Annotated in this window: 9 protein-coding genes; 5 read left to right on the top strand and 4 right to left on the bottom strand. The window is 41.2% G+C overall.

Annotated elements, in window-relative coordinates; genetic code table 11:
* Nucleotides 1-81 precede the first annotated feature (81 nt).
* Nucleotides 82-2,931, top strand: a complete 2,850-nt coding sequence (locus tag PNC201_RS17140; RefSeq protein WP_102057712.1) for a M16 family metallopeptidase — start codon at nt 82-84, stop codon at nt 2,929-2,931.
* Between the two features lie 91 nt (nt 2,932-3,022).
* On the opposite strand, the gene PNC201_RS17135 is transcribed toward PNC201_RS17140, so the two are convergent.
* Complete coding sequence (locus PNC201_RS17135; protein WP_102057711.1) at nt 3,023-5,164, bottom strand: winged helix-turn-helix domain-containing protein; 2,142 nt, start codon at nt 5,162-5,164, stop codon at nt 3,023-3,025.
* Nucleotides 5,165-5,610: 446 nt separating this feature from the next.
* Between PNC201_RS17135 and PNC201_RS23635 the strand changes: the two genes are divergently transcribed.
* The 4 genes from PNC201_RS23635 to PNC201_RS17115 all read left to right on the top strand — a co-directional run bounded on the left by PNC201_RS23635 (nt 5,611) and on the right by PNC201_RS17115 (nt 9,510).
* Nucleotides 5,611-5,739 carry a hypothetical protein gene (locus PNC201_RS23635; protein ID WP_267895180.1) on the top strand — a complete coding sequence of 43 codons (129 nt, stop codon included), beginning with the start codon at nt 5,611-5,613 and terminating at the stop codon, nt 5,737-5,739.
* A gap of 1,050 nt (nt 5,740-6,789) precedes the next feature.
* Nucleotides 6,790-7,029 (top strand): hypothetical protein, encoded by a 240-nt coding sequence (locus tag PNC201_RS17125; RefSeq protein WP_102057710.1) that lies wholly within the window; start codon nt 6,790-6,792, stop codon nt 7,027-7,029.
* Nucleotides 7,030-7,095: 66 nt separating this feature from the next.
* A complete protein-coding gene (locus tag PNC201_RS17120; RefSeq protein ID WP_102057709.1) occupies nt 7,096-9,174 on the top strand; it encodes an ankyrin repeat domain-containing protein in 2,079 nt (692 codons plus the stop codon).
* A 63-nt stretch (nt 9,175-9,237) separates the two neighbouring features.
* Nucleotides 9,238-9,510, top strand: coding sequence for a hypothetical protein (locus PNC201_RS17115; RefSeq protein ID WP_010606859.1), 273 nt, complete (start codon nt 9,238-9,240; stop codon nt 9,508-9,510).
* Nucleotides 9,511-9,866: 356 nt separating this feature from the next.
* Here the strand turns inward: PNC201_RS17115 and PNC201_RS17110 are convergent, their stop codons facing one another.
* Genes PNC201_RS17110 through PNC201_RS17100 form a run of 3 tightly spaced genes read right to left on the bottom strand, consistent with a single transcriptional unit; the run spans nt 9,867 to nt 11,703 of the window.
* A complete protein-coding gene (locus PNC201_RS17110) occupies nt 9,867-10,409 on the bottom strand; it encodes a 1,2-dihydroxy-3-keto-5-methylthiopentene dioxygenase (protein WP_102057708.1) in 543 nt (180 codons plus the stop codon).
* Complete coding sequence (mtnC, locus tag PNC201_RS17105; RefSeq protein WP_102057707.1) at nt 10,406-11,092, bottom strand: acireductone synthase; 687 nt, start codon at nt 11,090-11,092, stop codon at nt 10,406-10,408. The genes PNC201_RS17110 and mtnC overlap by 4 nt, the downstream gene beginning before the upstream one ends.
* Complete coding sequence (locus PNC201_RS17100; RefSeq protein WP_102057706.1) at nt 11,089-11,703, bottom strand: methylthioribulose 1-phosphate dehydratase; 615 nt, start codon at nt 11,701-11,703, stop codon at nt 11,089-11,091. Before PNC201_RS17100 ends, mtnC begins: the two co-directional genes overlap by 4 nt.
* Nucleotides 11,704-11,789 lie beyond the last annotated feature (86 nt).

Here is an 11,789-nt window from a genome sequence, read left to right as displayed (position 1 = left end):
ACAACGGGGAACGCTGAACGCTTCTAGCTTTGTTCCATACGAGATAAACGCCAAATTATAAAATAAATGTAAGGATTTTTTATGCTTTTAAACAAAGTTGCAATCGCAGTCATAATGGCCGCAACATTGAACGGTTGTAGTCAATTTCAATCTTCTGATGCGTCAAAGTACGCTGGTGCAACATTAGTGGAACAAAAAAACATTGAGGGCGGTGATATTGGGATCGCTTATCAAAAGTTTGAACTCGATAACGGTTTGACAGTTATTCTTCATGAAGATCATTCAGACCCATTAGTTCATGTAGATGTAACTTACCATGTTGGATCTGCACGTGAAGAAATGGGCAAATCAGGATTTGCACATTTATTTGAGCATATGATGTTCCAGGGATCAAAGCATGTAGCTGACGAAGAGCACTTTAAAATAGTGACGGAAGCAGGTGGTAAGTTAAATGCAACAACCAGTACAGACAGAACAAATTACTTCCAAACAGTGCCAGTAAATCAATTGGAGAAGATGCTTTGGTTAGAAGCGGACCGTATGGGATTCTTTGCTCAAGGTATTACTCAAGAAAAGTTTGAGATACAACGCGCCGCGGTAAAAAATGAGCGCATGATGCGATACGACAACGTCCCTTATGGGCAAGCTTTAGAAAAGCTGCACCAAGCGCTATATGACTATGGTCACCCCTATTCATGGATGCCGATTGGCTATATGTCTGATTTAAATCGTGCGAATTCAAATGATTTGAAAGCTTTTTTTAAACGTTGGTATGGGCCTAATAATGCGACGTTGACTATTGGTGGTGCTGTAACTCCAGATGAGGTTTTACCACTTGTACAGAAGTACTTTGGCTCTATTCCAAAAGGGGAGACTGTTTCAGATGCTGCAAAGCAACCCGGTACATTAGTTGAGTCTCGTTACGTTTCTTATGAAGATAATGTATCACTACCGATGCTTAGAAAAGTGTACTCAACGGTTTATATGGGGCATAAAGATGAAGCTGCGTTAGATGCGATTGGTTATTTTGCAGGGCAAGGTGAAAGCTCAGTGTTATATCGCGAATTGGTTGATACACAAAAAGCGGTAGCGGCATTTGCATGGCATCAATGCTTTGAACTATCTTGTCAAATGGCTTTTGGTGCACTTCCTCATCCGGTGAGTGGTGAGACACTGACTAGCTTAGATAAGCGCATTGATGAGTTAGTTGCAGATTATATTCAAAATAAAATTACCCAAGAAGATGTTGATCTTTTTATCACTAAAAGAGAAGCAGAGATTGTGAGAGCGCTGCAGAGCGTGGAGGGTAAAGTTTCTATGCTGGCTAAATTTGAGACTTTCCATGAGAATCCAGGTTTCCTAACTCAACAGCTTAAAAATGTTAAAGCTTTGAAAGTTGGAGATATAAAACGTGTATTTGAGCAATATGTTGCTAATAAGGCGAATGTTGTATTGAGTATTGTACCAAAAGGAAAGCCAGAACTTATCGCGCAGCAAGACAACTATACGCCGAAGTTTTATGAGCCTAAAGCAACTGAGGAAGTACGAGACGAAGTACAACTTCCCTCGATTACTGATAGTTTTGACCGCAGCATTAAACCGCAGGCAGGTGTTGCAAAAGCAATTACATTGCCAGACTTATGGCAAGTTAAAACTGATAATGGCATAGACGTATTAGGAGCGTTTGATACCGAAACGCCAACCACAACATTGCTACTTCAGATCCCTGCTGGTCGTTTATATGACCCTGAAAATAAAGCAGGGGTCGCACTTTTAACGGTGGAAATGTTGGGTCAAGCTACAACACAGAGTACGCCGTCAGAGCTGGCACAGCAATTGGCAAAATTAGGTGCTGAGATCGCATTCGAAGCGAAGTCTGAATATATTGAGATTAAGCTATCCACATTAAGTAAGAACTTAATCGCGACACTAGATATCTTGTCAGAAAAGTTGTTACAACCAAAGTTTTCGGAGTCGGACTTCGCGCGAGTTAAAAGCATGGTTTCAGAATATAGTAAATCTGAACGCGATAGCGCAAAATTTCTGGCAGATAGCGCATTATCTCAGGTGATGTATCAAGAAGGAAACTACAGTAAACCTTGGTTGCCGTCTCAAGCAGAGCTTGCGACTATTGAACTTGCAGATGTTAAATCATTTTATGCGCAGCAGATACGTCCACAAGGTAGTAAATTATCAATTGTATCCGATGTTGCACAGTCGAAATTGATGTCGGCATTAATTAGTGCACTATCACAGTGGCAAGGAAAAGGTGAGCTGGACATGGCGCTTCCTAAATTTGCTCCTCTCGATAGTAATATCGTGTATTTGGTACATAAAGAGAATGCACCTCAGGTCCAGATCCGTGTTGCACGCCATGCCGCTGCGGAAGATTTAGCTGCGGAGCACTTTAAAAGTCAAATCATGAACTTTGCCTTCTCCGGCAGCTTTAACAGTCGAGTGAATCAAAACCTGCGTGAAAACAAAGGATATACATATGGTATCGGAGGACACTTCTCTGGATATGGTGATGCCGGTCAGTTTGTCCTCGCTTCAGGCATTAATGCAGCAAACGTTGCTGATGCGCTGACAGAAATCCAACAAGAGCTTAGCAAGATTAGTGAGCACGGATTAACTGATGAAGAAATTCAATTCACAAGAAATTCGATCGCGCAAAGAGATGCGCTGAAATACGAAACACCAGCGGCAAAATTAAACTTCTTTGCGATGATGCATGCCCATAATGTTGATGCTGATATTGTTGATGTCCGAGCTAAAACAATTGAAACAGTTGGCAAAAAAGAGCTTAATCAGCTGGCGAGCAAGTACTTTACTCCAGCCGAGATGACTTATGTTGTAGTTGGTGACACCAACACGCTAAGCAAGCAGCTTGAGGGTAAAGGCTTCACTGTAAAGCAACTGACTATTCAGTAGGTTAGTGTAATAGAAAGGATCCCAACCATGGCGAGCTTATAGAGCTCGCCATTTTTCGTTATAAGCCTATCGGTCGGTAAGCTTTACCTGCTTAGCGGTGATATAACTTTATCTCATTGTGGTATCTCGTGAGGTAAGAAATCAGTAACTTGTCAGCATGAGCATCAAGGTAGTAAATGCTAGATTCGGCATTCACGCTGGCTTTGATATCTAAGATGGTTGTTATTTGTTGATTTGCGTCAAGCTTATATACGTATTGCCGATTATAGAGGTAGATTGCACCATTGGAGGCGGTGATCGTTGGTCTTACTTTTACTTCATTGGTGCGGTTTGCAAGCTCGGATCCGGATATCAAAGGGGTCATTTGAGCCGTTTCTATATTCAGTAACGAAATATTCCGGTTACTTGATAAGGTTACTAGGTGATGGTCGTCGTACCAATCAATACTCACGATGTCATCAACCGTAATGATTTTGTTATTTTTGTCATTCAGAAAAGTAACCTCAATAATTTTGTCATCAGTTACCTTGTGAGCCCGCAGTTGAGCAACCTTATTTCCGCCAAGCCGAGTACCACCATTCTGTTCGTTATCGGGCAGAGTTATTAGCACATCAAGAGACTTCCAATCTCTCACTTCAGTTTGTTTGTTGGCGACATGTTTGACGAGAATTTGCTGATTGCTTGGATCTGAGTCGATAATGGAGTAGCCCGAACTTAATGCCGCTATGGGTGAATATCGATGGCTTGAGTCTATATGCATGACCCCGTAAGATTCCACATCTTTGAAAATGGAATCATTGTAGGCAAATTCATTATCCCCAAGGTAAGCCATAATTACTTCGTAAATATTCGGTTTGGCAAAGAGGGTTGATTTACCCGTATTAAGATCGATGACATAGCTGTCATGGTCGTAGCCGTAGGTCGTCATGAGCAATTGGTTTTCTGACATTGGCAAAATGTACGAGGTGGGCTCGACCGCAACTTTTACGGCAGGCAGCTCCGTTAAGCTTTGCATGGAATAGCGTTTGATTTCACTGGTGTTGTGATCAAACCACAGCACACTTTTTTGTTTAGTATTCCAGTTCGCAGCCCATAGCAAATGCGGGAACTCTGCCAATTTTAAGGTCTTTTGCCCTGTTGAAGTGGTCACCAGTAGCTCGACTTTATCACCGATATTACGAGTAAAAATTAGCTGGTGTGACTCAGGGATAATTGCTAAAAGCTGATCCCCAAAACCATGGTTATTCGGTGTTGTGATCCTAGTTTCTTGTTGTTTTTCCATATTATAGCTATAAATCGCACCTAGGTTTGGTACGTCTAAATAGCCTCGTCGACTGTATATCAGATGGTCTTTTCCAAAATCAAACAGTGCGTTAATTAGGCCGCCAGAACAGCGAAAGAGTAACTGGTCATGAGCGCCTGTTTTTGGAGATAACTGGTGGCGGCGGTATTCGCAGATAGGGTTTTCCCCTTCAGATCGGTATAAGTAATAAACCCATGTACTGTCAGCCGACCAACCTAAAATGTTGCTGCCATTCGGCAGGCTAAGTGCTCTTTCATGTTGGGTGGTAAGATCCATGAGCCTCACCTCCCCTAACGCCCCAACTTCATTGGTATCAGCTTTAAAATTATAGGCTAGGTAACGTTGATCCGGTGAGTTATACAGTTTGCCATGATGACCTCGATACCAAGATAGTATTTGATTATGGAAAATCTCAGCGGATGGCTGTGGCTGTGGCTGAGGTGCACTTTTTATCTGGAGAGTTTGCTTTGTGACGAAATATAGCACGGTGATCAAAGCGGCGAGCGCAATTAAGGTGCCACAGAGTATTCGCACTCGGTAAGACTTGCTTGCTTCGCTGTTTCCTGTGGTGTCAGATGTCTTACTAGATAGCTCAATCGGTTCAGGTGCCGGTATCGTGAAACTGTAGCCTTTGCGATAGTGGGTTTTGATCGTTGGTTGAGGTTGCAGATCACAAGCCAACTGCTTTCTTAACTCGAAAATGACTCGGTTAATTGTATTGTCGTCGACAAAGTTAAGTTGCCAAACATGTTCAGCCAGTTCCTGCCGCGTAATGATCCGCTCTTGGTTACCAATGAGATACATAAGTGTTTTAAACAGCAGAGGCTCAAGTTCTTTACGCTCGTGTTTGTTGTTGATGGTTTGTGTTGCCGTATTAAGTTGCCAACATCCTATATCAATATACTTTGAGTGTGTTGCTTCAAAAACCATGAAAATACCAAGTTAGTAATCAAAAAGGCGGATATACAAATTTCGATATTATCAAAGATTTCAAAATAATATTCAGCTGTTATTGCTTATATCATTAGAAATTAATAGTTTCCCATTATTGCATGGTCACAAAACCTTCATTTCAGCTTTAGGGACAAGCTGCTTTACTATAGAGAATTTGAAGTAAGGTAAAGTAGCTAATGAAGGGATGGTTCATTATCGGTGTGGTTGTACTGGCCTTATGCAGCTGCCACTCTATTCAGCCGCAAAAAACCTACATCCATATAGTTGCAAGTTGCCCCCCTCAGGTGTTTGAACAATTGTTTATTGATGCGACAGATAGCTTAGTTATATCGTCCTCTGAGGCTGAAATTCCTACCGGCATGCACACTAATACTCTGCTTTTTTCACCGCTGACAATGTCTTGAGATCTTGTGGATAAGCTTTTGTTTGAGTTGAACGACGCGGGGTTTAAGTTTCAAGCCGATTTCTTCGGTAAATATAATCACGCTTATCGTGATAACCATATAGGCGTGTATTTTGTTGAAGGTTGTGAGTATTTTATGCGTAAGTGAGATAGATATCGAGTTCACGATGTAATGGGTAAACTATCGACCGTAAAGTGTATAGGTCTTAAGCAGTTACCGTTATATTTAAAAAACGATGCTGGTTGCTTTATTTTGGTTAGAGTGTTGCATTTGTGAGTTACACCAATTTGTCTTAATACTTGCTCAATCTGAAGGAGCAAACCTGACGCTAACTATGTTAAAAACTTCTGATTGAGAACAACTAAGTAGAAAAATTTTGCCTTGCTTATATGGATGTAGATACCTTGGAGGCAATAGAACGCGGTAGCCGTGTTATCGACAATGTTTTATCACCTCATAATAGGGTACTTAATTAATCAAGTTGGCCTTAAAGTCGGGATAAATAACTTACTTTGATAATTTTTATTGATATAGCGGTAAGTGGTAGCCTAATAAGTTCTATTAAAAATTTTTTATTTATGTCTTATTCAGTAATGTGAAAGTCTAAGTCGTTAAAGTGTTTGTTAATTCAGTAGGTTGTTATATTTAACTCCATGCTTTGAATTGCTTTATAAAAATTTTAATTTCTAAACCCGATTATCAAGTTCTTACCAATTTGTTATTTGCTCATGATTTTTTGTAATAAGGTGTTGAAAATAATTGTTATTTTGTTTTTTTTGGAAGTTTTACTTTCTTCTTTATAAGTGTATTTTTGTGATGGCATCTCTCTATTGTTGAAGACCCACTCAATTATTATAGGTATTGGTGTGTCAAGTTTGATGCTTATAACGCCTATAAAAAGTTAGTCAAATACATACAAACCGTAACAAGTAAATAAGGTGAAAATAAAAACGCTTGTATTGAGCTTTATAGTGCTCGTAGCTACCCAAAATGTCACTGCTGTAGAAAGAATTGACGTGATAGGTCATAAGCCATATCCAATGCGGACACTATATCCGTGGGAAGGGGGGGAACTCTAGTAATAGCGCTGGCGCTTGGGGTGGTGGTAGCGGTGGTGCAAGCACGGTATCAAAACAGAAAACCGATGAAGAAAAAAGAAAGAAATGCTTAGCAGGTTTCGACTCTAAAGGAACTTGTGTGGCGGACCGTAAATACACTATTAGTCAATTACATCATGCGTGTATTGGTGCTTCTGAAGTATTGGGTATTGCTGCTGGCGGTATCTCTTTAGGTGCAGGTGGGATGGCAGGTGTTGTTTCAGCAACAGCATGCAACATGGCAAAAGAGCATGATATACATAATGCAGGCAGTTATTGTTCAAGCAAAATTGCCAATCAGAAAAAACGTGTGCTAGAGCATAGCAAAGGTGATGTATAGGAGCACATTTTGCGCCTATACATCGTACCAGTGCTGACGATATATATTAATGCAAGGAGCAAAATATTGAGTAAAAAGTCACTTTTAATTGCAAGCGCTACATTGTTAGCACTGCTCTGCCTTTATTGGACATACCTCGCCTTTGACAACATCGAGGAAAATGTAATAACTCGTGAGCCGTTGCAGTCAAATAACATTGGACAATATCAGCATACAAGCTCGGGAAGTGTTGCAACTCAGCCAGAAGAAACGCTCAGTGTGATGTGTAATGACTATGCAAGTGATATTGATGATATGGTAAGCTGGCAAGCTCTAGCTGAGCAGCGTATTCAATATATGTTTTCTTCTATGCAGCATCAGGGATTAGGCGAAAACCAGCTAGATTATATTTCAAAAGCTGCGGGCCTAGGTATACTTAGAGGTCGAATGCTAAGGCCTGAATCGAAGTATTACCAATCGGTAGATGCAATCCCTCACTACGCTAATGGTATTTTATCTCAGCGACAGGCTGATATGTTCTGGGCCTACCTTAGAAGTCAAGACATCAAAGGGTTAATAACCGCCTATCAGCAAAATCAAATACAAGCCAGCAAGCGTGTTTCTGTCTACGACACACCAGTGAGTCTCATATTGACGCAACTTCAAGGTGACAATTCCAACGTTATTTCAGAGCTTACCTCAAACGGTATTTTGGTGACATATCAAGACTTGGTTACAGCCACGCAACTAGGTATCGCTCCAACCCTTATGGCCCAGTTACTCGATGCAAGCGGACTAACACCGAGTGAAGTTTGGTATGACTATGAGTTAGAGCATTATACATCACTAACAAATGTTGCTATTGCTGCAATTAACTCTGAATTAACTACGTTTTGGCTTAAAGAAGGAAGTCCAGTAATTGCTGACCCATTTTCGAATAATGCCCTCGATTTACTCTCACCAGCACCTACAGACAAAGCTGATGAAGTAGAGTCTATCATTCTTTTATTACTAGCAAATGGGGTGCGCCCTTCGAACGAACTTAGTAGTAAGAGGCTTCTTCACTGGCTCTCTGATGGTACTCTCGCGCAATATAAGACCCAGCTTCAACACGTAGAAAATGCAATACCGTCAGAATGGCAAGATGAGATTGAATCGGGTGTCGATAAATTATATCGCGCCGTTTTATCAGACATAGTAGCTCCTGAAAAGTTGTCTAAAGCCCATCCCTGCTTTCACTCTGTCGGGCGAGCAAAAATACAGCTAGTATTTAATCGTGAGCACGCATATGAACAGCTAAATAATGAGCAGTTACAGGCCGTTAATGTTAAAGAGATAAAACAGTCAGCTGAGAGTTTGGTTACTACAGTCACTGAACAGAATACTGATCCAAGCATGATAGTCCGTGTTTTAGGGCAAGAACCTGATTTGCTGAACAAAATGGCAGTAGACCATTATCGTTATGAGCAATTAAAAGCTTTGCTGGCGAGACACACCGAACAACAAGCGCAGTTAAGCGATGAAGAAAAGGCAAAGCAAGCCAAGTTACAAGAGGCGATCACAGAAGCCTTTACGCTGGCACAAAAAGGTAATTGGCAGCAAGCTGCAGATCACATGACTGAACAAAATGCGCAAATAGAGCAGCAAGAAATGCTAAACGCTTTATTGACCATGGCCATTTCGACAAATGCCAGTATCGATGAAATAACTAGATTACTTGAAAAAGGGGCACGGCTAGGTCCCCAAACAATATTAAATTTAGTGCGAACGCACAACCTTCCACTAATTAAGGCGCTCGTTAAATATGACTTGGATTTACATTTTGTTGACCCACTAGGTCGCAATGCGTTGCTCTATGCCGTTTTATTACGCACTCCAAAAATCATGACATATTTGCTGAGACATAAGGTTTCAGTCAAGCCAGATCCCTATGGGCTAGATGCCTTAGACTTCGCACTAGAGCAGGTTGAAAATGGGGCAAGTGCCATGGAGTTAGCTGCTGGGAATAATATGAGTTTGAATGACAGCTTTTTCTATATCTCTCAGCTGCTCTACGCGGGAGCCCCTATTGAATCAAGTCACAAACAAAGGGTTGCTGCGTATCAAAATAGCAACCCGATACTATACAAAGAAATTATTTCGGCCTTTCCGAGCTTTAAACTATAGTGTCGTCTTATTTAACCTAAACCAAGAAAACAATAAGCGAATCAAACTTTAAAAGGTATTATTATGGAAAAACAAGAATCGAAATCAATAGAATTAGATGAAATTATTAAGCAATTAGAACAAGCAAATAAGGTTGAACGGAAGAAAAAAATTGAAGTCACAGGGTTTGTTTTCTTGTATCTTGCTCTCTCTGTATTTTTAAACTACTTTCCATACATGTATAAATCTGTGTTATTTGGGTATACAGCGATAACGGTGATGTATTTACTTTTGAAACAGCATCAGCAGCAAACATCAATAAACTTACTCATCAGCGCGCTCAAAGAAATTAAATAATTTTGTATTTTAATCAAATTTCGAGCCGATTAGTTGATAAGGAAGCTTTCTTGCAGTTAGGTACAAAAAGTCAACGCGTTTTAGGGAGAGTATGCGCATTTAAGGACTTAGTTTTGATAAGTGAAAACGTTCATATCAACGGAAACGTAGATTGAAAGTCAGGCCTCTCCAAGAGTTTACCTATTATGTCAGTGCCATGTTGGTTTACTTGCTGTTGTAATACAAATATTGAAATGAGTCATGAGGTAAAATCTGATGATGGAATTTGGTGTGTATTTTGTTGAAGGTTGTGAGCCTAGCATGAGTAAGCAAGTACTCACAGTGCTTCGTTAATACTGTGAGTATTCAGACTTGGATTAATCAAGTAAGGGAAACTGCTTTGCAATGTCAGAGTCCGTGCTTTTCGCAACCCAGCCCTCTTGATTATTGAACAGGCGAATGGCAGTAAATTCTGGATCACTACCCATATCGAACCAATGAGGCGTATTTTCTGGCACTGAGATTAAGTCGCCTTGCTGACATAAAACTTGATAAACTTTGTCGTTTAAATGCAGGCAAAATAACCCCTGTCCTTTAACAAAAAAACGCACTTCATCTTCGCTATGAGTATGCTCAAAAAGAAACTTTTGTCGCAACTCCGAGGCACTAGGGTTGCCCTTTGCAAGTGAAATCACGTCGACAGTTTGATAGCCGCCTTGCGTCTTTAATCTTTCAATATCGCTCAGGTAGGCATTAATAATGTCGTCTTGTGACATTTCAGCTGTGATATCGGTGCTAGTCTGCCATTGTTCAAAGCGTACGCCTTGCTCTGCGAGCAAAGATGCGATGATGTTTGCGTCTTGCTCTTGTTGTAAAGCTTGGCTTGGATTCTGTACCTGGTAGATAGTCAGTTGACTCATGAAAACGCCCCTTCATCAAAATGGTCAAAGCTTGATATAACTGGATGTTCAGGTGATGTTGCTTGTGCATCTCTAAACAGTTGTAATGTTTGCATGCCAGCGGCCTTTGCCGCGTCTAGCTCGGCAACGATATCGCTTAAAAAGAGTATTTGCTCTGCTTCATACGGTAGGGCTGCAATAATGTTCTGATACGACGAGACCTCCTGCTTGGCACCCACTTTAGTATCAAAGTAGTCGCTAAATAGCGGGCGAATATCACCATAGGCTGAGTGCGCAAAAAGTAGCTGCTGCGCTTTCACTGAACCCGAGGAATACACGTAGAGATTGCGACCATCCGCTTTTTGTTGTGTTAAAAACTGGTAGGCATCTTCGTACAAATGTCCGGTAAAATCGCCGTTTGTATAGCCAAACTGCCAAACGAGACCCTGTAGCTGTTTTAATGGCGTGATTTTTTTATCTGCGGCGATCCACTCAAGTAGTGCGGCAATCACGGTATCAATATCAGCGTTGGCATTATCCAATTCTGCTCTGACGGCACTAATTTGCTCGGCAACGGCGGTGTCATGCTGATGGTCGCGAATAAATTGCGGTAAATGCGCAGCGGCATACGGGAATAGTATCTCTTTAACAAATGAGATACGGGTAATTGTCCCTTCAATATCTGTTAAAATGGCTTTGATCATTGGCGCCCCTCCAATTTAATGCGTTCTAATTCGCAGGCAAATAAAAACTCTAAGCCCTCAATATGACGACGAGTTTCTTGCACTGTGCGGCCCACGGCGTATAACCCGTGACCTCGGATCAATACACCGTGTACAACTGGTGTAGTTTGATGAGATTGCGCCACCCGCTGTGCTAGTCGCTCTATATCCTGATCGTTATCAAAAATAGCAATGGATAGGGTTTCTTCATGGGATTGAATGCCAGACAGTGACTTTTGCATTTCATAACCACGGATCTGAAATTGATCGCCTTGAATAAGCCGTGATAACACAGTCGCAGCTACGGAATGCGTGTGTAATATACACTGTGCACCCGCACATAAATCATATAATTTTAGGTGCAATGCGGTTTCGGCTGAAGGCTTTCCATTACCGGCAATGATGGTGCCTGTGGTGTCTAATTCCAGAAATTGTTCTGATGTTAATTTACCTTTATCAAAGCCGCTGGCCGTGACAACAAAGCCAGAGTCTGTTTTGATAGAGAAATTACCACCAGTCGCGGGAACCCAGCCTTGCTGAGCAACCCAAGCTCCTGCGTCGATAAGCGCGAGTTTTGCGGCTTGTGTGTGCATAGTTAACACCTATAAATTAAATGCGTTTGGACGGCTATACATCTATTTTGAGCAATGATAGCATCCACTCACGATTAGCACCATAA

The sequence above is a fragment of the Pseudoalteromonas sp. NC201 genome, assembly GCF_002850255.1.
Classification (GTDB): domain Bacteria; phylum Pseudomonadota; class Gammaproteobacteria; order Enterobacterales; family Alteromonadaceae; genus Pseudoalteromonas.
The sequence above is the reverse complement of the archived record's forward strand: the minus strand, read 5'-3'. Positions and strand labels throughout refer to the sequence as shown.

Excerpts from the sequence above, each read along its gene's own strand:
- PNC201_RS17100 (WP_102057706.1), bottom strand. The coding sequence starts at position 11,703 with ATGCACACACAAGCCGCAAAACTCGCGCTTATCGACGCAGGAGCTTGG.
- PNC201_RS17140 (WP_102057712.1), top strand. The coding sequence starts at position 82 with ATGCTTTTAAACAAAGTTGCAATCGCAGTCATAATGGCCGCAACATTG.
- PNC201_RS17110 (WP_102057708.1), bottom strand. The coding sequence starts at position 10,409 with ATGAGTCAACTGACTATCTACCAGGTACAGAATCCAAGCCAAGCTTTA.
- mtnC (WP_102057707.1), bottom strand. The coding sequence starts at position 11,092 with ATGATCAAAGCCATTTTAACAGATATTGAAGGGACAATTACCCGTATC.
- PNC201_RS17135 (WP_102057711.1), bottom strand. The coding sequence starts at position 5,164 with ATGGTTTTTGAAGCAACACACTCAAAGTATATTGATATAGGATGTTGG.
- PNC201_RS17115 (WP_010606859.1), top strand. The coding sequence starts at position 9,238 with ATGGAAAAACAAGAATCGAAATCAATAGAATTAGATGAAATTATTAAG.